At 45.3% G+C, this 25622-nt stretch carries 19 protein-coding genes; 16 read left to right on the top strand and 3 right to left on the bottom strand.

All coding sequences use genetic code 11. The features are described 5' to 3' along the window. Positions 1-64: 64 nt before the first annotated feature. Positions 65-1045 (bottom strand): Hsp33 family molecular chaperone HslO, encoded by a 981-nt coding sequence (gene hslO / locus ACT3QN_RS07175; RefSeq protein ID WP_444529153.1) that lies wholly within the window; start codon positions 1043-1045, stop codon positions 65-67. Between the two features lie 376 nt (positions 1046-1421). Here hslO and ACT3QN_RS07170 point away from each other — a divergent pair, with 376 nt between their 5' ends. The 11 genes from ACT3QN_RS07170 to ACT3QN_RS07120 all read left to right on the top strand — a co-directional run bounded on the left by ACT3QN_RS07170 (position 1422) and on the right by ACT3QN_RS07120 (position 15700). Next, on the top strand, positions 1422-2393 hold the full coding sequence (locus tag ACT3QN_RS07170) for a glutamate/aspartate ABC transporter substrate-binding protein (RefSeq protein ID WP_444520976.1): 972 nt from the start codon (positions 1422-1424) through the stop codon (positions 2391-2393). Positions 2394-2490: 97 nt separating this feature from the next. After that, positions 2491-3237: an amino acid ABC transporter permease gene (locus ACT3QN_RS07165; RefSeq protein WP_444520975.1), complete on the top strand. Its 747-nt coding sequence runs from the start codon at positions 2491-2493 to the stop codon at positions 3235-3237. Beyond that, complete coding sequence (locus ACT3QN_RS07160; protein ID WP_444520974.1) at positions 3234-3902, top strand: ABC transporter permease subunit; 669 nt, start codon at positions 3234-3236, stop codon at positions 3900-3902. Before ACT3QN_RS07165 ends, ACT3QN_RS07160 begins: the two co-directional genes overlap by 4 nt. 179 nt (positions 3903-4081) lie before the next feature. Beyond that, entirely contained in the window at positions 4082-4813 is a 732-nt protein-coding gene (locus ACT3QN_RS07155) for an amino acid ABC transporter ATP-binding protein (RefSeq protein ID WP_444529165.1), read from the top strand. Positions 4814-5067: 254 nt separating this feature from the next. Beyond that, positions 5068-6321: an FAD-dependent oxidoreductase gene (locus ACT3QN_RS07150; protein ID WP_444529152.1), complete on the top strand. Its 1254-nt coding sequence runs from the start codon at positions 5068-5070 to the stop codon at positions 6319-6321. A 357-nt stretch (positions 6322-6678) separates the two neighbouring features. Then, entirely contained in the window at positions 6679-8457 is a 1779-nt protein-coding gene (locus ACT3QN_RS07145; protein WP_444529151.1) for an AMP-binding protein, read from the top strand. Positions 8458-8588: 131 nt separating this feature from the next. Next, entirely contained in the window at positions 8589-10199 is a 1611-nt protein-coding gene (locus tag ACT3QN_RS07140; protein WP_444529150.1) for a carboxyl transferase domain-containing protein, read from the top strand. A 151-nt stretch (positions 10200-10350) separates the two neighbouring features. Beyond that, positions 10351-11160, top strand: coding sequence for an enoyl-CoA hydratase/isomerase family protein (locus ACT3QN_RS07135; protein ID WP_444529149.1), 810 nt, complete (start codon positions 10351-10353; stop codon positions 11158-11160). 77 nt (positions 11161-11237) lie between these two features. Then, entirely contained in the window at positions 11238-13337 is a 2100-nt protein-coding gene (locus ACT3QN_RS07130) for an acetyl/propionyl/methylcrotonyl-CoA carboxylase subunit alpha (protein ID WP_444529148.1), read from the top strand. 59 nt (positions 13338-13396) lie between these two features. Beyond that, positions 13397-14317: a hydroxymethylglutaryl-CoA lyase gene (locus ACT3QN_RS07125; RefSeq protein WP_444529147.1), complete on the top strand. Its 921-nt coding sequence runs from the start codon at positions 13397-13399 to the stop codon at positions 14315-14317. Positions 14318-14512: 195 nt separating this feature from the next. Further along, entirely contained in the window at positions 14513-15700 is a 1188-nt protein-coding gene (locus ACT3QN_RS07120) for an isovaleryl-CoA dehydrogenase (protein ID WP_102094565.1), read from the top strand. 121 nt (positions 15701-15821) lie between these two features. Here ACT3QN_RS07120 and ACT3QN_RS07115 read toward each other — a convergent pair whose 3' ends face one another. Both ACT3QN_RS07115 and ACT3QN_RS07110 read right to left on the bottom strand, forming a co-directional pair. Next, positions 15822-16550: a pantothenate kinase gene (locus tag ACT3QN_RS07115; protein ID WP_444522150.1), complete on the bottom strand. Its 729-nt coding sequence runs from the start codon at positions 16548-16550 to the stop codon at positions 15822-15824. A 71-nt stretch (positions 16551-16621) separates the two neighbouring features. Further along, positions 16622-17611 carry a biotin--[acetyl-CoA-carboxylase] ligase gene (locus tag ACT3QN_RS07110; protein WP_444529146.1) on the bottom strand — a complete coding sequence of 330 codons (990 nt, stop codon included), beginning with the start codon at positions 17609-17611 and terminating at the stop codon, positions 16622-16624. A 169-nt stretch (positions 17612-17780) separates the two neighbouring features. Here ACT3QN_RS07110 and ACT3QN_RS07105 point away from each other — a divergent pair, with 169 nt between their 5' ends. The 5 genes from ACT3QN_RS07105 to ACT3QN_RS07085 all read left to right on the top strand — a co-directional run bounded on the left by ACT3QN_RS07105 (position 17781) and on the right by ACT3QN_RS07085 (position 25562). After that, a complete protein-coding gene (locus tag ACT3QN_RS07105) occupies positions 17781-18584 on the top strand; it encodes a sulfite exporter TauE/SafE family protein (RefSeq protein ID WP_444529164.1) in 804 nt (267 codons plus the stop codon). A gap of 45 nt (positions 18585-18629) precedes the next feature. Beyond that, positions 18630-19025 (top strand): hypothetical protein, encoded by a 396-nt coding sequence (locus ACT3QN_RS07100; RefSeq protein ID WP_444529145.1) that lies wholly within the window; start codon positions 18630-18632, stop codon positions 19023-19025. Between the two features lie 382 nt (positions 19026-19407). Next, positions 19408-20310 carry a hypothetical protein gene (locus ACT3QN_RS07095; protein WP_444529144.1) on the top strand — a complete coding sequence of 301 codons (903 nt, stop codon included), beginning with the start codon at positions 19408-19410 and terminating at the stop codon, positions 20308-20310. Positions 20311-20376: 66 nt separating this feature from the next. Next, positions 20377-24330: an AAA family ATPase gene (locus ACT3QN_RS07090; protein ID WP_444529143.1), complete on the top strand. Its 3954-nt coding sequence runs from the start codon at positions 20377-20379 to the stop codon at positions 24328-24330. A 215-nt stretch (positions 24331-24545) separates the two neighbouring features. Then, a complete protein-coding gene (locus ACT3QN_RS07085; protein WP_444529142.1) occupies positions 24546-25562 on the top strand; it encodes a cell division protein ZipA C-terminal FtsZ-binding domain-containing protein in 1017 nt (338 codons plus the stop codon). The last annotated feature ends 60 nt before the right edge of the window (positions 25563-25622 follow it).

Below are 25622 nucleotides of genomic sequence, written 5' to 3'. Positions count from 1 at the left end.
AACGAAAACCCTCAAGCATCACACTTGAGGGTTTTTATAAATAATGGCTTATGATGATAAAAAATTATTCAGCGAATATAGCTGCTACATCATTCTTATTGAACTTGTATATTTCACCGCAGAATCCGCAATCCATCTCAAACGTCCCGCCTTGCTCTTCGACGACATCTAGTGCTTCTGCTTCACCAATTTGCTCGATTGCCATTTCACACTTCTCGCGCGAGCAAGTACAACCAAATGCTAGAGGGGCAGGTTCAGGGGCAACGATGTTTTCTTCATGATACAAGCGATATAGTATTTCGTTAGCATCCAGTGTTGTTAGCTCTTCTGCTTTTACCGTGCGCGTCAATACAGACAAGCGTGTCCATAAATCATCGTCAATACCTGCATCTTGGTTTTGCTCAACTTCAGACGTTTCTTCAGCAGTACGCGGTAGCATTTGTACCAAGATACCACCTGCTTGCAGACCGTCCGATGCTAGGTTGATTAATGTTGGAATCTGCGCCGATTGCTTTTGATAATGCGCCAAGCAGTCCGCTAGATTGTCATGGCTGCGCTCAACGATACCTTGGTATGGCTCGCCGCCATCAGGCTGGATATTGATAAACAATACGCCTTGTCCCATCGCACCAAGCTCAGCAAAAGCTTCTTTAGCATGGGTCATATTGTCCCACGCTTGTACTTGCTCATCCGTCTCGCCTTTCCAGCTAGCAAGCGCACGAATGATACCGTCTTGATCGCATTCTGCCATTGCCCAGTTTAGCAAGCTGTCACTGTCCGATGATTGCAGCTGAATAGATAGACGACCATTGATTTTGACCGTACTGATTAGCAAACTCGCTGCGGTCAGCATCTCGCCCAGTAAGCGTTTGATGGCTTCAGGGTAGGGCTTTTGTGCAATTGTGCTTGCATAGCTGCGTGATAGGCGCACCACATCGCCACGTACGGGAGAATCTTCAACGAAAAAACGTTGGCGAATGTCGTTGCTGCCATGGTTACCAGTAGTTTGGCTGTCCGTATTTGGGACTTGGATATCTTGAGTCATAGGTCATTTGTAGTATAGAGAAGTTGTTTGCTTTATGGGGATTACTACCGATTTATCAATCGTACTTAGCAGACTGTTTTAACGATTATGAATAGTAATAGCTGATAATAAGCTCATGTAACAAAGCGGCTATTTGTACAAAGCTCTGAGTAAATATCCATTATGAACCATCATCTGATAGTTAGAAAATGAATATATTCATAAATATGTACTCTCTCGAAAAAAATTTACCCTCTACTGCAAAATTGTTGTACAGTAACATTAAGTTGCATTGTGATAAACAACAGCAACATCCGTACGGATGCGGGGCAGACGGGTCAATTAGACCTATATCGTCCAAGCACTCACTCAATCTTGCGATAAAAGGATGTATTTCATGTCATACTCATTTTCCAAACCGTTGACTTTAGCTGCTGTTATGGCATTAGGTTTAGCGGGATGTAATAACAGTAGTCAAACCAGCACTGATGCGCCAGCAGATGATGCCGCGACGACAGAAACCACCAACGGTACGCTACAAAAAATTAAAGACTCTGGCACTATCGTTGTCGGTCACCGTGATTCCTCTATTCCTTTTTCTTATATCGCTGATGATCCTAATCAGCCGATTGGCTATGCACACGATTTGGAAATGAAAGTGGTTGAAGCAGTTAAGCAAAAGCTAAATATGCCAGACCTTAACGTTCGTTATAACTTGATTACCTCGCAAACTCGTATCCCGTTGGTACAAAACGGCACAGTAGATTTTGAGTGTGGCTCAACTACCAATAACGAAGAACGTCAAAAGCAAGTCGCATTCTCTAATGGTTTCTTTGAAATCGGTACGCGTTTGTTGACCAAAAAAGACTCTGGTATTCAAGATTTCGAAGACCTAAAAGGTAAAACCCTTGTAACAACAGCAGGAACAACTTCAGAGCGTTATATCCGTCAATACAATGATGAAAACAGCATGGATACCAATATCATCTCAGCAAAAGATCATGGCGAAGGCTTCCTTATGCTAGAAAATGGTCGTGCTGATGCGTTTATGATGGATGATGTACTACTGGCTGGTGAAAAAGCCAAAGCAAAAAATCCTGATGAGTGGGTTATCGTGGGCGAGCCGCAATCGTTTGAAATCTATGGTTGTATGATGCGTAAAGATGATCCTGAATTCAAAGCTGTAGTCGATGAAGCGCTTGCTAATGTCTTTAGCTCAGGCGAAATCAATAGCATTTATGACAAGTGGTTCTTGAACCCAATCCCACCAAAGAACGTCAACCTAAACTTTGAGATGTCAGATAACTTAAAGGCCTTGATTGCCAATCCGCATGACAGTGCTCAGCCTAAAGAAGCAGCAGCGCAGTAACGCTCATTGTCCCTCAACATAGCTTGCCTATATGTTCAGATAGCCAGTAATTTTATTTGACGTATAGGCTTATCAATCGTTGCTCGGAGAGACAACCATGAATTATAGCTGGAACTGGGGTGTGCTCTTTGAGCAGACTGGTATTGGCAGCGAGCTTTATATCCATTGGATGATCACTGGTCTTGGCTGGCTGCTATTGATTGGCAGTATCGCATGGGCCATCGCGATGGTCGTCGGTACCATCTTCGGTATCATGCGCACCTTGCCAAACAAAACTGCTCGTGCAATCGGTACGGCTTATGTGACATTTTTTCGTAATATTCCATTGCTTGTACAATTGTTCTTTTGGTTTTATATCGCGCCTGGTTGGCTGACGCCGACGATACAAGAATGGTGGTATAAGGACTTGTCCCCGAATACCTCAGCCATGCTATCAGCCAGTATTGGTCTTGGTTTATTTACTGCTGCTCGTATCGTTGAGCAGGTACGGACGGGTATTGAGTCATTGCCGGAGGGACAGCTCAATGCTGCCTACGCATTAGGGTTTAGCATCCCACAGGTCTACAAAGAAGTTCTGCTACCGCAGGCATTCCGTATTATCTTACCACCGCTCAGCTCTGAGCTGACCAACTGCTTTAAGAACGCCTCTGTGGCCTCACTTGTGGGGGTGATGGAGCTGATTAGCCAAACTAAAACCATCAGTGAATACACTCAAAATAGTATCGAGATATATACTTACGCGACAATTATTTATTTGGTTTTCAATTTATCCTTAATCGCTATTATGGGTTTGATTGAACGTAAACTGCGTGTGCCTGGGCTTATTGCAGGAGGTCAGAAATGAATATGACCGAATTGGCAACAGCCTATCCTGGTTTAATGGGTGGCATGATTACCACCTTAAAAGTGCTGTTTTTGGCTATTTTAGGCGGTATTAGTTTAGGTACTGTACTGGCACTAATGCGCTTATCAGGGATTAAAGCGCTTGAGATTCCCGCTAAGCTATATGTCAATTATTTCCGCTCTGTACCGCTACTACTGGTACTACTATGGTTTTATTTTGCCGTACCGATGATTTATCTTTGGGTAACGGGAAAATATTTGCAACTCGATGCTGCTTTCGCATCTTGTGTGGTTGCCTTTATGATGTTCGAGGCCGCTTATTTTTCTGAAGTAGTTCGTGCTGGTATTCAGTCTATTGGTAGTGGACAGATCAATGCGGCTAAAGCGCTTGGCATGACTTATGGGCAGACCATGCGTCTGGTTATCTTGCCACAAGCCTTTCGTAAGATGCTGCCGCTCATTTTGCAGCAATGTATTATCTTATTCCAAGATACGACACTGGTATTTGCCATTGGTTTGACCGACTTTTTCCGCGCAGCATACGTTCGCGGTGAGCTAATGGGATTACTCACGCCTTATATCTTAGGTGCTGGTGCTGTCTATTTTGTGATTAGTTTAAGTGCCTCTATTGGCGTACAGCAATTACAAAAGCGTTTGCGATTTTAATATAGCGACTTGAATACAGCTAACGCTAGCGTTGAGACCTCGAGTTGAGTGTTTGATTTACCTTTTTAAATAATGATTATCGAAAATAATGTGGTTAGGAGCCAGTGATGAGCAATGCTGATACATACTTAAATGCCTTTGGCGGGCTGGTTACCAATAGTGGTCATGCTAGTGATGAGATGGTCGTGGAGATATCTAACGTCAGCAAATGGTATGGAGATTTTCAAGTACTGACTGACTGTACGGCGCATGTACATAAAGGTGATGTCGTCGTTGTTTGTGGTCCATCGGGTAGTGGTAAGTCGACCTTGATTAAAACAGTTAACGGACTTGAACCTTTTCAAAAAGGTGACATCATGGTCAATGGTATCTCTGTCGGCGATCCAAAGACTAACTTGCCTAAGTTGCGTAGCCGCGTCGGTATGGTGTTCCAGCATTTTGAGCTGTTTCCACATCTAACGATTATTGATAATCTAACGGTCGCGCAAATCAAAGTATTGGACCGTAAAGAATCTGAAGCCAAACAAAAGGCAATGGCGTATCTAGATCGTGTGGGTTTGACGGCGCAAGCAGCCAAATATCCAGCAGAACTGTCTGGTGGTCAGCAGCAGCGCGTCGCGATTGCACGAGCATTGGCAATGGATCCAGTAGCAATGCTATTTGATGAACCAACCTCCGCGCTTGATCCTGAGATGATTCAAGAGGTGCTAGATGTGATGGTTGAGCTGACTCGTGACGGTATGACCATGATGTGCGTGACACATGAAATGGGCTTTGCCAGTCAGGTCGCCAATCGTATTATCTTTATGGACGAAGGACATATCGTTGAAAACTGTAGTAAGGATGAGTTTTTTGAAGGGGCGAAAAGTGATCGTGCTCAGATGTTCTTATCGAAGATTTTAAATCATTAAAAGTATCGACCTTACTTATATTAAACTTTGCAACCATAATCAATTCTGACAAAAAAGCGTCTCATTAGTAGGCGCTTTTTTGTGCCAATAAAATATAATGAGATTTATCCTTTTAGTTTAAGCGCTTACGTAAGGTTAGATACCTACCTGCATGATTACACTGCTAGATAGGTGAGTGAATGTCTGTTTACTGATACAATAACGGTCAATATTTTTGATAATTAAAATAATTCATAAACCGCATTGGAGTTCATATGAGCGTAGAAAATCCATCTGTAGCATCGAATACAGAAATAACAAAAGGTATCGTCATCATTGGTGCAGGACTGGCAGGCTGGCATGTCATCGATGCGATCCGTGCAAAAGATAAAGACATCCCGATTACGTTGGTGACCGCTGATAGTGGCGACCGTTACCATAAGCCGATGCTGACCATGGCAATCAGCCAAAAGAAAAGTGCGGCAGACCTGGTTAGAGCAACGGGTATTGATGCCGCAGAAGCGGCAAATGTTAAGTTACTTGCCAATACGCAAGTAACGGATGTTGATGCAACCACTCAACAGTTACAGCTTGTCTCTGCGCTGCGCTCAGACCCTGTCTATACCAACTACGCTACTGTTGGCTATGACAAGCTGGTACTCGCCATGGGTGCGCATCCTATTTTTCCAAAAAGCTTGCCAGAAGATCTAGTCTGGCATGTCAATCATATCGAGCGCTTTAGTCAGCTACAAGAAAAGCTAGCAACAGGTAAACAGCACGTTGCAATCGTTGGTGCTGGTATGGTGGGCACAGAAGTCGCAGAAGACTTACTAAAAGCTGGTCATCAAGTAACGCTCATTGATTTAAATGATGCGCCGCTGTCACAGATGCTACCAACCAAGGCAACTGCACGTATTGCCAAAGCGATCGAGTCGCAGGGCATCCAATTCTTAGGCGGCTATCAAGTATCAGCTGTCACTCGTGTCAATCCTAACGACAGTAACGATACCGAGAAGCTAAAAGTAGACTATGCACCGTTATCAACGGATGCAGATAATACTGATACTCAGCCGCTCGAACCACTGATTGTAGATCATGTGATTGCCAGTACAGGTTTGACAGTTAACGAACAATTACCTGCTGCTGCTGGTGTAGAGTTTGATCGTCGCACGGGTATCGTGGTGGATGCGCCAACTTTGCGTACCAGTACACCTAATATTTATGCGATTGGTGATTGTATGTCTATCGATGGTGTACCGTGCCGTTATGTGGCACCGTTACGGGCGCAGGCTGCGACTATTGCTGATGATATATTGGGCCTAGACCATGCTGGCTATGCTCATAAGCCGCCGATGATTCGCCTAAAAAATAAAGCAATCTCTGTCATGGTTACGGGCGTGCCGCAAGCAGCAGGCAGTTGGCAAGTGAAGACTGAAAGTGATGAAGAGTTGGTGATGGACTTAATAAATGATAGCGATGAGGTGAGTGCAACGGTAACGATTAAAGCGCCTGTAGTCCCTAAAGTATAACGATTGCGCGACCGTCTTTTGAAAAAGTATTGAATTATTATTTATAGGTAATGTCCTTTATTCAATTCCTTTCCAGAAGATTCTGTTGAAAGACAGTATCAATATTTGAGCCAGCCACATTATCTATGATGTGGCTGGCTTTTTCGTGTCAAAAATATGCCATGATTCTATGTTACCTTTTACTGAATAGAAATTCGGTTTATCTAATTAAATGATACATACTGTATTGATATTGTTGACAGGCTTTCGTTTATGGCGTTATAGTAGCTAAATGCTATGTAAGACCTGCTCAAGGAAGAGGGTTTGACCCACAGGCCATTAATCAGCACCATAAAAAGTAAAACGAAAGGACTCGTTATGACTCAAAATTACGATCTTGATGCGACTCATGTTGACTTTGATGCTATTTTAGAAAATATCCCTAGTATCAATATGGGCGCACGCTCAGCGAACGCACCACTTACCCAAAGCTATGATAAAGGTCCTGATGTACCGCTGATTGAAGCGACAATCGGTGATTTTTTCGATGCTATTGTCTCCAAATATCCTGAGCGTGAAGCATTGGTTGTCCGTCATCAAAATATACGCTGGACATATCGAGAGCTGCAGCAGCAAGTTAATCAATTAGCCAGTAGCATGATTGAGATGGGGCTTGAGATTGGCGATCGTGTCGGTATTTGGTCGCATAACAATGCTGAATGGTTACTCATGCAATTGGCCACGGCAAAAGTCGGCGTTATCCTCGTTAATATAAATCCCGCTTACCGCACCTTTGAGCTGCAATATGCCTTAAATAAACTGGGCTGTTCAGCACTCGTACTGATGCGTCATTTCAAAACCAGTGACTATGCTAGTTTAATCCGTGAGTTATGTCCTGAGATTTACCATAAAGACTACACTCAGCTTGATTTGGTTGAAATTCCAACGATTGAACGTATCATTTGGATTGATGAGCCAGAGTCGGACGAGACCTTTGGTTTTATGCAGAAATTCTCTGCATGGATGAGCGAGGGCGATGCCAACGATCCCCGTGTAGCCGAGCGTCAAGCGCAGCTTAAAAATACTGATGCTATCAATGTACAGTTCACCAGTGGTACGACGGGTACCCCAAAAGGCGCTACTCTGAGCCATCGCAACATCCTTAACAACGGCTACTTCATCGGTGAGGCCATGAACCTTACGGAAGAAGATAGATTGTGTATTCCAGTACCGTTATATCATTGCTTTGGTATGGTACTTGGCAATCTAGCGATTCTTACGCATGGTGGCTGTATCGTTTATCCTAATGATGGCTTTGAGCCATTGACCGTATTGCAGGCAGTCGAAGAAGAGAAGTGTACAGGTCTGCATGGCGTACCTACGATGTTTATCGCCGAGCTCGACCATCCTGAATTTGAAAATTTTGACTTGTCCACCTTGCGCACAGGCATCATGGCTGGGTCTAGCTGTCCGATTGAAGTTATGCGCCGCGTCATCGACAAAATGCACATGAGCGAAGTCACAATTGCTTATGGTATGACAGAGACCAGTCCGGTATCTTGCCAAACCAATGAGCACACGCCACTTGATAAACAGGTCTCGACGGTAGGTCTGGTACAGCCTGCGCTTGAGGTCAAAGTTGTCGACACCGCAACGGGTGAAATTGTGCCGCTGGGCGAGACAGGCGAGCTACTCACACGTGGCTACTCGATTATGAAAGGCTATTGGGGCAGTCGTTTTAAAACGCGTGAAGCTATCCAAGATGGTTGGATGCATACGGGTGATTTGGCCACAATGGATGAAGACGGTTATGTCAAAATCGTCGGTCGAAGTAAAGACATGGTGATTCGCGGTGGTGAAAATATCTATCCAGTAGAAATCGAAAATTATCTCTACCGCCATCCGAAAATCCGTGATGTGCAAATCGTCGGTATACCAGATGAGCGATATGGTGAAGTACTCGCGGCTTGGATTATTCCGAAAGAACCTGGCTGTTTGACTGAAGAAGAAGTCCGCGAGTTCTGTAGTGAGCATATCGCTCATTATAAAGTGCCCGCTTACTATCGCTTTGTCACTGAATATCCAATGACCATCACTGGCAAAATTCAAAAGTATAAAATCATTGAGCAAATGAAAGAAGAGTTGGGTTTGTCATAAACTTACTTATCTACTCTGAAAATATAAGACTAACCATGTGAGTAACGCTTAACAATAGAAGACAGTATCATTTATATAAAAAGCCACTCACATCTATGTATCTATCTATGTATAAGAAAAAAAGGGATATCATGAGCGCTATCATAACCAGTAAACTGAGTCCAAACTCAAGCGACTTTCAGCAAAACAGTGCCGCGATGCAAGAGATAGTCGATGATCTGTATGTACACTTGCGTAAAGTTGCCCAAGGTGGCTCAGAGCGCGCACGAGCTAAGCATCTAGCGCGTGGTAAATTGTTACCACGTGAGCGTGTTGAGCGTTTATTGGATGTAGGCACGCCGTTTTTAGAAGTGGCGCCAATGGCTGCACATGATATGTATGGCGAAGAGATTCCGGCGGCTGGCGTGATTGCAGGTATCGGTCGTATCAATGGCATCGAATGTATGATTGTCTGTAACGATGCCACGGTAAAAGGCGGCACATACTACCCAATGACAGTCAAAAAGCATCTACGTGCCCAAGAAATCGCGCAAGAAAATAATCTGCCGTGCGTTTATCTAGTTGACTCAGGCGGTGCCAATTTACCGAACCAAGACGATGTGTTCCCTGATAAAGAGCATTTCGGCCGTATTTTCTTTAACCAAGCCAATCTGAGTGCGGCAGGTATTCCGCAGATTGCTGTGGTCATGGGTAGCTGTACGGCTGGCGGTGCTTATGTGCCTGCTATGAGCGATGAGTCTATTATCGTTAAAGAGCAAGGCACGATCTTTTTGGGTGGTCCGCCGCTGGTCAAAGCAGCGACGGGCGAAGAGGTCACCGCAGAAGATTTGGGCGGTGGTGATGTACATACGCGGCTGTCAGGTGTGGTTGACCATCTAGCGCAAAATGATACCCACGCGCTATCGATCGCTCGTAATATCGTCAGTCATCTAAATCGTCCTGCAAAAAACATCCCTAATCAAATCACACCACGTCCACCACGTTATGACGCTAAAGAGCTATACGGTGTGATTCCAACAGACAAGCGCAAGCCATTTGATATTAGAGAAATTATCGCCCGTATCGTTGATGACAGTGCCTTTGATGAGTTCAAAGCCCGCTTTGGTACGACGCTGGTCTGTGGATTTGCTCATATCGAAGGGATGCCTGTTGGTATTATTGCTAACAACGGCATTCTATTCAGTGAATCAGCACAGAAAGGCACGCACTTCATCGAGCTGTGCTGTAAGCGCAAAATCCCATTGGTATTTCTGCAAAATATCACTGGCTTTATGGTTGGTCGAAAATATGAAAACGAAGGCATTGCTCGTCATGGTGCCAAAATGGTAATGGCAGTTGCCAATGCCAAAGTGCCAAAATTTACGGTTATCGTCGGTGGCTCGTTCGGCGCGGGTAACTACGGTATGTGCGGTCGTGCCTATAGCCCGCGTTTCTTATGGATGTGGCCAAATGCCCGTATCTCTGTCATGGGTGGTGAGCAAGCTGCCTCGGTATTGGCAACAGTCAAGCGAGATAACTTTGATCGTAAAGGTGAAGCGTGGAGCGACGAAGACGAAGCAGCATTCAAAGCGCCGATTCGTGAAATGTATGAAGAGCAGGGCCACCCATATTATGCCACCGCGCGCATGTGGGATGACGGCGTAATTGATCCTGCCGATACCCGGAATGTATTGGCATTAGGGTTGAGCGCGGCTTATAACGCACCGATTGAAGAGACAAAATTTGGTGTCTTTAGAATGTAAGCGTTTTAAAGTTTTCCCATAATAAGTGATTACTGCATCAATCTTATTTAAAGTACGATTTGTACCTCTACATTCGGTTTCCTTGTATTAACATTATTATGAGTTGACCAGGAGTTTGTTTAAGTATTTACATGGAAATATAGAGAAAGTTATGCAAAAAGACAGTGATAAAAATTATAAAAGCCTATTGGTTAACGTCGAGCAGCACGTGGCGACAGTGACATTGAACCGTCCTGAAATACGCAACGCTTTTAACGATGAGATGATTGCCGAGCTGACAGATGCTTTCACTAAGCTAGGCGCTGATGGCGAGGTGCGTGTTATTGTATTAGCGGCTGCGGGCAAAGCATTTTGTGCAGGCGCTGATCTCAATTGGATGCGTGCCATGGCGGATTACAGCTATGAAGAAAATCTAGCGGATGCCGATAAATTGGCGCAAATGCTTAAGACTATTTATGAATGTCCTAAGCCGACCGTTGCGGCCATTCAAGGTGATGTTTATGCAGGGGGCATGGGTCTGGTCGCTGTTTGCGACGTAGCCATTGCGGTCAAGATTGCTAATTTCTGCCTCAGCGAAGTTCGTTTAGGGTTGGCACCTGCCACCATTAGCCCTTATGTTATCCGAGCGCTAGGTGCTAGAGCGTCGCAGCGTTATTTCCTAAGTGCTGAGGTATTTGATGCTAAAAAGGCGCGTCAGCTTGGCTTTATCCACGAGCGTGTAAGTGAAGAGTGGTTGGGCGATGAAGTGGCTGCGTTCTGTAACAAGGTCGTCAAAAATAGTCCTGATGCAGTCAAAACCTGCAAGCAGCTATTACACGATGTCGCTGATGCACCTATTACAGATGATCTGATTGCTGACACGGTCAAAGGTATCGCTGATATACGCTCATCAAAGCAAGGCAAAGAGGGCGTGCAGGCGTTTTTGCAAAAGCGTAAACCTGATTGGCTAATGGCAGACTAACTAGTAGCAGAACAATGATAGGCAAATGGGCAAATAGACAAGACGTCAAATAACAACGACAAGACACAGGGATAGTTATGTTTTCTAAAATTCTAATCGCCAACCGTGGTGAAATTGCTTGCCGAGTGGCTGCGACTGCTAAGCGTCTTGGCGTCAGTACCGTTGCTGTTTATTCTGATGCGGACCGCAGTGCTAAGCATGTTGCTGTCTGTGATGAAGCTATTTATTTGGGCGGTTCGGCACCGAAAGACAGTTATCTAAAAGGCGATGCTATTATCGCTATCGCTAAGCAAGCCGGTGCTCAAGCAATTCATCCAGGGTATGGGTTTTTAAGTGAAAATGCAGATTTTGCACAAGCCTGCCAAGATGCTGGCTTGGTGTTCATCGGCCCATCGGCGGATGCTATCCGTGCCATGGGTGGCAAGTCTGAGTCTAAGCGCTTGATGGAATCGGCTGGCGTGCCGCTGATACCGGGCTATCATGGTGATAACCAAGATGCACAGTTTTTGCAGCAGCAGGCCGATAGTATTGGCTATCCTGTCTTGATTAAAGCCAGTGCAGGTGGCGGCGGTAAAGGCATGCGTATCGTGGAGCAAAGCAGCGATTTTATTGACCTGCTCGACTCGTGTCGCCGTGAAGCGATTACCAGTTTTGGTAATGATCAAGTATTGGTTGAAAAATACGCGCTAAAACCACGTCATATCGAAATCCAAGTATTCGGTGATACGCATGGTAATTATGTACATCTATTTGAGCGTGATTGCTCAGTACAGCGTCGCCATCAGAAAGTATTAGAAGAAGCGCCAGCGCCGGGTGTTGATACTGCCATGCGTGAAGCAATGGGTACAGCGGCAATTGAAGCGGCACGTGCAGTAGATTATGTTGGTGCAGGTACGGTTGAGTTCATCGTTGAGCAGCGTGAAGACGCTATGAATTTTTATTTTATGGAAATGAACACGCGCTTGCAAGTTGAGCATCCCGTTAGTGAAGCCATTACTGGTGTCGATTTGGTTGAGTGGCAGCTGTTGGTTGCTGCGGGTCAACCATTACCAAAAACGCAAGATGATCTGGCTATCAACGGTCATGCAATTGAGGCACGTATCTGTGCTGAAAACCCTGACAACAATTTCTTGCCAGCGACAGGCACTTTATTCACTTATCAAAAGCCTGAGCATAGTACCTTTAACATTACCGATGTGCGTATCGACGATGGCGTACGTGAGGGGGATGTGATCAGTCCTTTTTACGACTCTATGATTGCTAAGCTTATCGTCCATGCTCCTACGCGCGAACAAGCGCTAGCGAGACTAGATCGTGCATTGGCACAGAAGCGTATCGTTGGTCTGCCAAACAACGTGGCATTTTTACGTTATATTTTAAATACCGATTCATTTAGCAAAGCCAATCTTGATACGGCCTTGATAGAGCGTGAGCAGGATAAGCTTTTTGACCAGCATCCTCTTGAGTTATCGACGCTTGTGGTGACAGCTATTACGCAGAAGCTTGCGAGTGAAGCGACCACGCAGGGCTCAGATCCGTTTAGCAAGCCAACGGGTTTCCGTGCTTATAGTGATTATACTCGTTCATTTAGCTTGGTTTATGATGAGCAAGCCTACAGTGCTCGCATCAGTAATTGGCACAATGCGAGTTGTGCTGATAGCAAAAAAGGCGGCGATAATCTTAGTAGTTTTACGCTTGTCATTGGTAACGAAATCGCGAATATGCAGGATGATCGTAATATCAATGTGGCTGCTCAGACCGAAACGGTTTATGAAGGTCAGATCAGCTATGATAGCAGTGACGCGCACAATCATACCTTATGGTTAGATGGTGCACGTATCAGTGCCCAAAGTTGGGTGAATAACGAGACGGTCTACGTATTCACAGACAGCGGACGTGATGAAATTACGCTTGTCGATGTGATGGCACATGTAGGCGAGGATACGGCAGCGGTTGGTAGCTTAAAATCACCAATGCCAGGACAAGTGGTTGCTTTTAAAGTAGCTGTTGGCGATACTGTGAAAAAAGGCGAGCCACTTGCCGTCATCGAAGCCATGAAAATTGAACATACCATTACCGCACCGACAGATGGTGTGGTAGCAGAACTATTATTTGCAGCAGGTGATTTGGTCGCTGATGGTGATGAGCTATTGCGTATCGATAGTGAAAGCGCATAGCTGACGAAGCCTAATAAGAAAGCCTCATCAAAGGGCGAACAACAAAAAGGATGACAAGTATGAGCCATTCGTATCCAAGCCATGTCACCATCGTTGATGTCAGTCCACGTGATGGACTACAAAACGAATCCATGACGGTGCCGACTGAGGTTAAGCAAAAGCTCATTAATGATTTAATCGCGGCAGGTGTCAAAAAATTGGAAGCGACCAGTTTTGTTTCGCCAAAATGGGTGCCACAAATGGGCGATAACAGTGAGTTGCTTGATGCACTCGCGCCTACGTGGCAGACGGACGTTTGCTACTCGGTATTGGCGCCTAATATGCGCGGCTTTGAAAATGCTATCTTGCATCGTCCTGATGAGATTGTCATTTTTGGCTCAGCCAGCGAAACTTTTAGCCAAAAAAACATCAATTGTAGTATCGATGAGAGTATCGAGCGGTTCGCGCCAGTGGCTGCGGCAGCAAAAGAACAAGGCATCAAGGTACGAGGCGTTATCTCTTGTACGGTCGGTTGTCCTTATGAAGGGGAAATTGATCCTAACCAAGTGGCCTACGTCACCAAACGATTGGTTGAGATCGGTTCAGAGCAGATTGGTATTGCGGATACGATTGGTGTTGGTACACCGCTTAAAGTACAGCGTGCCCTGCAAGCAGCGCTTGAGCATGCTAACATCTCTATGCTATCTGGGCACTTCCATGATACTTATGGTCAAGCACTCAGCAATACCTTGGCTGCCTTACAAATGGGTGTCAGCGAGTTTGATACCTCCGTCGCTGGCCTAGGTGGTTGTCCTTATGCCAAAGGCGCAACGGGCAATGTCGCGACCGAAGATGTAGTCTATATGCTACATGGTATGGGTATCAGCACTGGTATCGATTTGGATAAATTGGTCGTGGCAGGGGAACGTATTAGCGAGTTCTTAAAGCGTCCAAATGGCTCAAACGTAGCGCGTGCCATCATCAATAAACGCCAGTCTTAAATAGAGTCAATCCACTATAAAAGTATGACAGTGTTAACCTCGTTTGAAGTATTTGATATACATCGACACTCGGTTGCCTTGCCATACTTTCACATTGAATTAACTAAGACATTAAAAGCGGTAACAAAAATACAGTGGCTTTAAAAAACAGATTAAAATTCGAAATTTAAAAATATCAAAATACAAGGAATGGTTATGAGTTTACCTGGATTAAATTTTCAACTTGGCGAGGATATTGACGCCCTACGTGATGTCGTGCAGCAGTTTGCGGCAAACGAGATTGCCCCACGTGCTGCGGAGATTGACAGTAGCGATGAGTTCCCAATGGATCTATGGCAGAAGATGGGTGACCTTGGTCTACATGGTATTACCGTTCCTGAAGAGTACGGCGGCTCTAACATGGGTTATGTCGCACACATGGTCGCGATGGAAGAGATTAGCCGCGCTTCGGCATCGGTCGCGCTTAGCTATGGCGCACACTCTAATCTATGTATTAATCAAATCAAACGCAATGGCTCTGAGGAACAAAAGCAAAAGTATTTACCGAAATTAATCAGTGGCGAGTTCATCGGTGCATTAGCAATGAGTGAGACAGGCGCTGGCTCAGATGTCGTTAGTATGAAGCTCAAAGCCGAAGAAAAAGATGGCAGCTATGTGTTGAACGGCAGCAAGATGTGGATTACTAATGGCCCTGATGCAGATGTAATGGTTGTCTATGCCAAGACCAATCCTGAAATGGGCGCAAAAGGCATGACAGCCTTTATCGTTGAAAAAGGTATGGAAGGCTTTGGTACCGCGCAAAAGCTCGACAAGCTTGGCATGCGTGGTAGCCATACTGGCGAGATGACTTTTAATAATGTAAAGGTACCAAGCGAAAATATCTTGGGCGGGCTCAATGAGGGCGTTAAGGTCTTGATGAGTGGCCTAGATTATGAGCGTGCCGTATTGGCCGCAGGTCCTATTGGTATCATGCAGGCTGTGATGGACAATGTGGTGCCTTATATTCATGATCGTAAGCAGTTTGGTCAAGCCATCGGTGAGTTTCAGCTGATTCAAGGTAAAGTTGCGGACATGTATACGATACTGCAAGCGGGTCGCAGCTTCTTATATACCGTCGGCAAAAACCTCGACATGTTGGACGCGCGCGGTGCCGGGCATAGTCGAGAAGTGCGTAAAGACTGTGCCAGTGTGATTCTATGGTGTGCCGAAAAAGCTACGTGGATGGCAGGCGAAGGTATCCAAATATTTGGCGGTAATGGCTATACCAACGAGTATCCACTTGGCCGCTACTGGCGTGATGCCAAGCTATATGAAATTGGCGCAGGCACCAGTGAAATCCGCCGTATGCTCGTCGGTCGTGAGCTGTTTAACGAGACCAAGTAAGAAAGTATGGGGAAATAGCTAGCATATGTTAGCTATTCTTTGATAGTAAAACAAAAAAGCAGCACGTTCAAAACGTGCTGCTTTTTTCATGTCAACGCCAAACCGAATTACCTATAGGCAATTAAGACTTATTACGGTAATCAAAATATCTTGCTAAACCGTTTAATAATAAATCATCACGCAAGCGTACGGGGCGATTAACATGCTGCGAAATAATAGCGGCATCGCCACCCGTCATAATCAATTCAAAATTAGGGTGACGATGGCTAATCTCATTGATCGCGCCGACGATAGAGAGCAAGATACCGCGATGCACTGCGTCTTGAGTAGTCAAGCCCTGGCTGACGCTATCAAAAGTACCGTTTGAGATAGTGATTTGCTTGGTACCAGAGAACAGTGATTCACGCTGTAGGTAGATGCTGGGGAAGATATAGCCACCCAAATGTTCAGCATGATCAATCAAGTCAATAGTCACCGCTGTACCACAGCCGATCACGCATTGGCGCTTCTTCTTATCAACAGCCCCAAGCATCTGTAACCAACGATCACAGCCGAGCTGCTCATCATTGTAATCACTTTTCATCAGTGCATGTGCGGCATCGACATGGACAAACTCAAACGGAATATTCAAACGACTGAGCGTCTCTGATACTTTGGCATTGAGATTGTCGCCCAATACCGATGAGATACCAATAAAATCAGGCGCATAACGCTCAAAGCGATCTGTCAGACCCATGAGTAGTTCAGCAGGCGCTTGCAAATGCTGTTTGGCATCATGCGCGACTATTTGTCCGATATCATCGGTTAGCCAGTATTTTAGGCGGGTATTTCCAAGATCAAGCCAGAGCATAAAAGTCCCTTTATATAGTGCTCGTTGATGATGATACTCATCAATATAGTTGCCTAAGTATAGGACAGTTCCTAATAAATAACGTCGATGCGTCCAGTAAAAAGCGTAGAAATCTTACCGTTATCTTGACGCAATTGCAAACACCCATGAGTATCGATACCGCAAGCAATTCCTGTGACAACTTTTTGTTGATTATTATAGTCTTGAGTAACGCGTAAACGCAGACCTGCCAATGCATCCATTATCGTAAACTGCTCCAAAAAACCATACAAATAATAAGTATGACCTGTTGGCTGTTCTATACCTAAATGCTCAAAGCGTGTCATTGCCGCCATCAATGCTTTGCTCATCTGCTGATAGAGCATTGGTAGGTCTGGTAGGCACGCAGATTGCGTCTCTAAAGCTCGCATCTCATTAATATCTTGTAGACTAATCGCTTGGTAACTCATGCCTTCAGCGGTTTGTGCTGTGAGTTTTGGTGTCGCTAGTACATTAAGTCCTACACCTATCACCACACCAACCAGCCTGCCAGAGTGAGCCACTGGCTCTATCAAAATCCCAGCCAGCTTGTTAAAGGGTAGCGTACGCTGATTTGCTACATCACTATTTAATACTGAATCCAATACCGAGCTGTCCGTTATAGATTGTTCTTTAGATAGCTCTTCAGGTTGTCTCTGAGCTTGCTGATAAAACCCCAAGTCGTTTGCCCACTTCACCCCAATTGGCGTCAATCCTTGTGCTTGTAACTGCTCGTTCAACGTTTGGATCACAGGCATCTTCGCCAGTTCGAGACCAATGATGAGCGAGAGCAAGCCACTGATCGGCATATGCACGGGATGATATAGCGATAGATAGACGTTACCGCGCGGTGATTGCCATGAGCGGCCATGCTGACCACGACCTGCGCTTTGGGTTTCCGCTGTCAAAACGTGTACGGTTGCGACATCTAACGAGCCGTTTTGTAAGGCTTCTATTAGCTCGCTATTGGTCGAGGCGCTACTAGCCACATGACGGTGATTGAGCTCGGATAAATAGGTAGAAAAACCAGTGAGTGGCGGCATAAGTTTAGTCGATGTGGTTAAAGGAAACTTTGATATACTGAGCGATTGCTTTGGTCAAACAGTACCGAGTAAACAGCATAAAGGTCACGCTGAAATTTGGCAAATACAATCAAGCAGGCCTAAGCGAGTACTATAGCGCCAGTGAGTATTATAAAAGGTTTGTTCTATGATGTTATATGTGTGGTTTGTGATTGCAGGCGCGTTTGCGGGTGTCAGCGCGGGCTTGTTTGGTGTTGGCGGCGGTATGATTATCGTGCCCGCATTGGTTTGGATTTTTACCGCTTATGACTTTTCGCCAGAAGTAATCACTCATTTGGCCATTGGGACGTCACTGGCGACCATCGTTGTGACCTCAATCAGCTCACTGACTGCCCATAACAAGCGTGGCGGCCTGCGCTGGGAAGTATGGCGCAAGATGGCGCTTGGATTAGTCATCGGTAGTTTGGTCGGTGCTGGTATCGCGGATATGATTGATGGGCAAGCACTACAAGCTATCATCGGTTTCGGTGCGTTGTTGGTCGCTCTAAAAATGCTGTTCTTTTCTAATAAAGAACAGGTGGGTAAGCCGTTACCGTCGGCTAGCGTACAGTTTGGCGCAGGTACGGGCATTGGGATGGCGTCCTCTATCTTCGGTATTGGTGGCGGCAGTTTAACCGTACCGTTTTTGAATTGGGCAGGACTACCAATGAAACAATCGGTCGGCACATCGGCGGCGTGCGGTCTACCGATTGCATTGGCTGGGGCAGCAGGCTTTGCTTGGTTCGGTCAAGACGTGGTCAATCTTCCTGAGGGTACGATAGGGTTTGTCCATGTTACAGGATTCTTATTTATTTCGGTCGCCAGCTTTGCGATGGCAAAAGTTGGTGCCAAACTGGCTCATGTGTTGCCTGCTCTGATGCTCAAGCGCGCGTTTGGCATATTGTTAATATTTGCTGGAGGGCAGTTGCTGTTGAGTGGGCTTGGAATGTTGTAAGAAGCCAATTGTTTTTAATTTTGATTATTATATAGAGAGTTAGAAATGTTTGCAGTAATAGCTAGTCTCTTAGGTGTTCTCATTGGTGGACTACTTCCTTATATAACGAATAAACAAATACATAAGCATGATATTGATAAATTAAAGTTAGAACATAATAAGGAAGTGAAAGTTTTTACACGTGAAAAGTATGAGCAATTAACTGTTAAGTTGTATCGCCTAGCTTATATGGCTTACGAAGGCATATATTATCGTTCAAGAAATGAAAACCTAAATTTTACGATGGAGACATTCATGATGTTAATGGCTGAATTTGATACCTTAGTCATGCTTCATTTCCCATTGTTAGAAGATGATTACGAAAAATTTTCTAAACAACTCGTTAAATTATATATCGAATTATTTTCTGGTAGTTTAGGACAGTGTGAGGTTGCTAAATAAGCATTTGATAGAGAAGCTGATAACCTATTAAAAGTTGTTAAACGACATGCTAATGAATATACGCAAATAGTCACTTCTTAGGAGTAGTCTTATTTCCTTTACTAGCTTCCATTGACTGCCTATTGAAAGATTATAGTCTTAGAGAGTGGTGGTATCGTCTATGTCAGCCATAAACACCACAATTTCAGGTAGAATAGCCGCCTGTTTTTACTACGTCTACTGATCTTTCATGCGCCTAAACTTTCTGAAGCTGATAGGCTTCGAGTCCTTATATAAACTTGACATATTGTAGCAATGATAAACCTTTATAAAATTAGTAAGCAAACCATGAGACATTATTAGTATGAAAGCTGCAGAAAAATACCGCAGAGTTTTTGGATCAATGAATCATTTAAAAGACCAGTTATCATGGACGACTGGGCTCTCTAATATGGTGGAGTTTTTGGCATGGGAGCCGCAGCGTATTTTAGGCATCACTAAAAAGCAATACGTACGTCAAATCATTGAATGGGCGGCTCACCCAGAGTTAAGGGACAAAAATATAGAGGAGGTTGAGCAGGCAATCATCAAGAAGCTCAATACAAAAATGAATGAGTCTGAACAGTTAGAGACGTATTCAACGCAAACGTCAGGCATCTGTAATGTGAGAGAGGCCGTTCGCCGCGTAAAATTTTTCTCTGAAGACTATCTCAATAAAGAATTCGATATCTTTTTGAGTTTGTGCAGTGATGTTTATCTAAACTTATTCTATCAGCCATTTATCAACTTTGAGCCAAGTGGATCATGGTCGACACATGGCAACAGTGGCATATTTGAAAACAGTACTGAGCTAAAAGCAATGTATATGGACAACTTAGCCTACAACCACCAATCGAATGTACTGATAGCAAATGAATTAAAGCTCGCTGGTCGGAAAAACCCAGACCAAATCCTAAAGTACTGCTTGATGTATGAGCACTTATTAGAAAAAGGCTTTGTCGAAAAAGGGACAAAATTTTTACTGTTATTTATCGGTGGCAACGCGCTAAAGCAAAATAAGCAAACGCTCGTAGATCGGGAACTTGCCCTATGTCATAAACGACCAAGGAAGTATCAGCACCTACTAAGAACAGAGCTGCTAGAAATAGTCGATCATTTAGAAGTAGCAAGTATCTCTTGGTCAGCCTTTATCGATTTTAATAATCGCTATTTAGCAGAAAATGACATCTGCCAAGTGGAACAAAAACTGTTACGAGGGTTCCATCAAAGCCTCGAATCAAAATCGTTTATGCAGTTAGTCGTTTAACCCTAAAAACCCAGCACAATTTCAGGTAGAATAGCCGCCTGTTTTTGCTAAGTTTATTGACTCTTCATGCGTTTAAAATCTCTAAAGCTGGCAGGCTTCAAATCCTTTGCCAATCCAACGACTTTTACTTTTCGTCATGGTATCACCGCCATCGTCGGGCCGAACGGCTGTGGCAAATCCAATGTGATTGATGCCATCCGCTGGGTGCTGGGCGAGACCTCCGCCAAGCAGTTACGCGGCGGGGCGATGAGTGATGTTATCTTCGCTGGTACGCAGGACAAAACTGCCAAGAGCGTCGCCAGTGTCGAACTGACATTTGAGCATACGCAAGATGAGCAGACTGGCATTCGCCATGAATTTAACTTATACCAAGAGCTATCTGTTCGCCGTCAGGTAAATAAGGATGGTCGCTCAGATTATTTTATCAATGGCACGCGTTGTCGCCGCCGTGATGTGGTCGATGTATTCCTTGGTACGGGACTGGGTGCACGTAGCTATGCGGTGATTGAGCAAGGCATGATTGGGCGCATCGTTGAGTCTAGTCCCGTGCAGCTGCGTGAGTTTATCGAAGAGGCCGCGGGCGTGTCTCGTTATCAAGCGCGCCGTGAAGAGACGCAAAAGAAGTTAGAGAAGACGAAAGACAACCTAGCGCGCTTGCACGATATGCAAAGCGAATTACTACGCCAACAGAAAACACTGTCTAAACAGGCTGCTAGTGCCCAGCGTTATGAAGAGTTGGCTCTAACGCTGGCTGATATCGAGCAGCAGCTTGCTATTCAGCAGCTTTATCAAGCCAAGCAAATGCATCAGCAGCAGAAAGCAGCACATGAAAGCAGTGCTAATGAGGTATCGACACTTCAAGCTGACTACGATACGCTCAAAGCTCAGCAAGACAAGATCACTGCTCGTATCAACCAAGAGCAATGGCTCAAAGACGACGCCCAAAGCGCTCACTATCAGCAGCAGCTGGGCTATCAACAAGCGGAACATGAGTTAAGTGATGCCAAGTCACAGCTGGCTACTATTGAGCAGCAACTGTCTAGCTTGGCTCAGCAGCGTGAGCAATTACTTGCTGACATTGGGCGTTTACAGTCTGAACAAGCTGAGCAGAATCAAGCGCTAGAAGCATTACGCCCGCAGCTTGTTGAGCTGACAGATAAACGCGATGACTATAAGCGCAATGAGCAGCCATTGCAGCACGCGTGGCATGAAGCGCAAAACAATCTGTCACGCTTACAAGATAAAGCCCGTTCGCTTGAGCAGCAGGCCATCAACACTCAAGCACAAAAGCGTCATCAGCAAAGTTATGATAAATGGCAGCGCCGCGAGCAAAACTGGCAAAACCTGTGGCAGCAACTACAGCAGTCTATAGCGCCGTCTGACCGTACTGATGTGAGTAAGACGGAAAATGGACGAAACCTAAGTCAAGTGCTAGAACAGAAAATCACTGAGCTAAGCACGCAGTTGCAGCAGGTTGAGCGTCAATGCGAAGCCGTCGATGAACGATTATCCGAGATACAACCGCAAGCGCATAGTTTGCAGCAAAGAATAAACTCACAACAGAGCGAGTTGAGCAATGATGAAAAGCGTCATGCGCTACTAGCAGGTGAGTACGATACTCTGCATCAGATATTGCATCCGAAACCTACACAGCCGCCGCAGCAATCAGAAAAGTCGAAAGTTACCGCGATAGATAATGCAGATAGCGATGGCATACATCATCAGCCGTTAGCCATTGCAACGCTACGTGAACAGATTGAACTGAGTGCGAAGGGGCAGGAGTATGCGCCGCTACTCGATACTATCTTGTCATTATGGTTAGACAGTCATGTACTGGTTGCTAACCAACAACCCAACCAACAAGCTAATCAAACCAAGCAATCAGACTTTAACGACGCTAACGGCACTTCTCAAAAAGCTGTTAGCTTGTGGCAAGCGCTTGAGCATGACGTTGCAGACTTACTGGCTTATCAAACGGCACAAAATACACCTACTAGTGCAAAAGATAAAGCTCTAGTAGAGACAGGTCATAGTTTATGGTTACCTGCTACGCAAAGTGATACTAGTGAAAGTGCGTTCATCAGCGAATTGCCAAATGGCATAGCTGACAAAGTATTTCCATTAGCGCAGTTAATTACTCAACCTACGCTTACGCTTTGGCAGCAGTGCTATCTATATACGGCGCAGTTTGAGACCGGTCAGCAGCCTGAGATTGACACACTTATTGATGTATTAAAGTCATTGCCACCGTCCGCTATATTGCTTACCGCAGATGGCTGGCTGATTAGTCGTCATGGAACGATCAATTTAGGCAAATTTGCTAGTGCACAGGACGAGCAGAACGATGGCAATAGCCAATTCCTTACGCAGCGTTTGCAACAGCGTACGCGCTTGCAAGCGTTAGAAGACTTGCTTGATGAGCTGGAAACCAAAATACAAGACCAGCAAAAATCTATTGCAAAAGATCAGCGCGATTATGATGCGTTAATGGTTAGCTTGGAAGAAACGCGCGCGCAAGCTGAGCAGCTAACTCGTGATAAGTATAAATACCAGCAGCAACTGACGACCGAGCGAGCCAACGCTGAGCGCTTGCAAGCGGATAGCCAACGTCTGCACGCTGATAAAGTAGCGCTTGAGCAAGAAAAGCAAGAACTTACGCAAGAGCAACAAACGCTTGAACAAGAGCAGCAGCATATCGAAAGTGAAATCGCCACACTCACTCCGCAAATAACAGAGGCACGAGCGACAACTCAGCAATTGCAATCTGAACGCAGTGAGCTAAACCGCGTCCGTCAAGCTGATGACGACGCGTGGCAAGCATTGCAGTTGCGTATCCAGCAGTATGAGATGCGCTTGGAGCATAGCGTTAGTAGCCTGACTCGTGCGACTGAGCAACATGACAAGTCGTTAGAAAATGAGCAAAGCCTACAGACGCGTCATGAGCAGCAGCAGACTAAACTGCCAGAGCTACAAACAGCATTGCAGTCTGTACAGACAATACGCGATGAGCAGCAAATGCTATTGACCGAGCGCGATACTGCGCTCACAGCACTGAAACAAACGTACGCTGAGCAGCAGACAGCCTTCGATACATTGCAAAATAAGTTACAAACGCAGCAAGGCGAGCTTGCCCGTCATGCTACTGAATTAGCACTTAGCGTAGCGCGTTTAGAGGACGCTAGTGCGCATACGCAGAGCGCTTTAGATGCCTACTATCAAATAAGTCATAAATATAAGGCGCAAGCAGAGCAACCACAACAAAGCATGAGCGTCTCAAACCTGCTGGCAGATTTCATCGCTCATGATCGCCGTGTCCGTCCAGACAAAATCGCTGAACTGGAATCCGAGCGAGCTAAGTTAACTCAGCAGTTGAGCAAGATTGGGCCAGTGAATTTGGCAGCAGTCGCAGAGTTGGATGAGGTAAACGAACGTTTAGAACCACTCGCACAGCAAACGGCAGATATCGCCGCTAGTATGCAGACGTTGACGGAAGCGATTGCCTCTATTGATGAGACGACCAAGACGCTGTTTATGCAGACGCTTGATGCGGTCAATAATGAGCTGGCCAATTTATTTGCCAAAGTCTTTGGCGGTGGACAAGCCAGCCTGACATTGAACACTGACGAGATGCCAGCCAATACGCCAAAGTCGGAACAATGGCGCGCAGGGCTGACGTTGATGGCACAGCCGAAGGGCAAACGCAACAGTCGCTTAGCGGTACTATCGGGGGGTGAAAAAACCCTTACTGCGCTGAGTTTGATTTTTGCGATATTTAAGCAGCACCCTGCACCGTTCTGTGTATTGGATGAGGTTGATGCACCGCTAGATGACGCTAACGTCGCCCGTTTTACCAGTCTTATTCATGAGCTAGCAGATGATTTGCAGTTTATTTTTATCAGTCATAATAAATTAACGATGCAAATTGCTGATGAGCTAAAAGGCATAACTATGCCAAGTGCAGGCGTTTCTACTCTAGTCAGTGTGTCGCTTGATGAAGCTGCGCGTTATGTAGAGAGCTAAGAGTAAAATAGCCGTTACCAAAAGTACTATGAGAATCAGCACGATGCAAATATAATCAATCAATTGGCATAAATGCAATTAAGCTTGACCTCAGTCCAGCATACTGGTTATAAAGTACACAATGTGGTGACGATATAGGTCAGCCATGCTAGAATATTGCCATTTATGCTCGTTTGTGTATTCCCTTTTGTTATATATACTAGGATGTATTTATCATGACCGTTATTCAGTTTATATTGATTGCCATTGCCGCGTTTATCGTGCTTGCAGGGCTATTTATGGTCATGCGTAGCTTTAAGCGCCGCGGTGCTACCGAAGCTGCTGCGGTCAACTATGATAAAAATGGTATTCCGATCATACCGCGTCACGAGCGCAACATCGTTGATCAACCAGATCTTGATGACACGGTCGCAGGCGAGACGAGCATCGGTCCTGATCGTAGTTATTTGGATGCCGTCGTTGAAGAGGAGCCATTGACGCAAGCGTATACCAACGTTGATGCTCAACTAACGGCTGAGCGTGACCATGTAGCAGCTGACGATCATGACGGCATCGATGAAGCTGACTACGCGCGTTGGCAAGAAGAGCAACGCCGCGCCGATAATACTGAGTTTGTAGAAGTTGCAGATCAAATGCATATCGAACAAGAGCCTGATGCGTTCTCTAGCCTAATGTCAGCGACTGATAGCCTGATGCCAACCATCGATACGGCAGAAGAGCCAAGCTTCGATGACAACAGTCCGATATTGGATCAGCATCTATCAGAGTCAGGTGATGACGCGCAAAACGGCCCACTGATTAATGCTAAAGACAATATCAATATTACTATCTTGCCGCACCAATATCGTGACCGTCCAGCGGCGATTATCCGTGGTCGTGACCTGCTAGCTTTGATTGATAAATATGGTCTGCGCTATGGCGCGATGAATATGTTCCATCGCTATGAGCAAAAAGACGGCACAGGTATGCTGTGGTTTAGCATGATGGGTATCACTGATAGCGGTATCGCGCCATTTGATCCGCATAGTGTCGCGACCAACACTTATAACGGTGTCGTCGTATTCTTATCATTGCCACATCCACAAGCCGTGCGCAGCTTTGATAGTATGATGAGCATTGCTTATATGATGGCGAGCGATCTGGACGCGATTATACTTGATGAAGAGAATGAACCAATCACGCCTGAATACAAGCAGCAACTACGTAACCAAGTCCGTGATTATGAGGGCTAGGTGCTTTAAGGTGAGAAGTTTAAAGGCTAAAAGCTACGAAAGTTAAAAGCTGATTAATAT

Origin of the sequence: Psychrobacter sp. AOP7-C1-14 (genome assembly GCF_052376135.1) — a bacterium.
Lineage (GTDB): Bacteria > Pseudomonadota > Gammaproteobacteria > Pseudomonadales > Moraxellaceae > Psychrobacter.
This window is presented reverse-complemented; position numbering and strand designations above follow the sequence as displayed.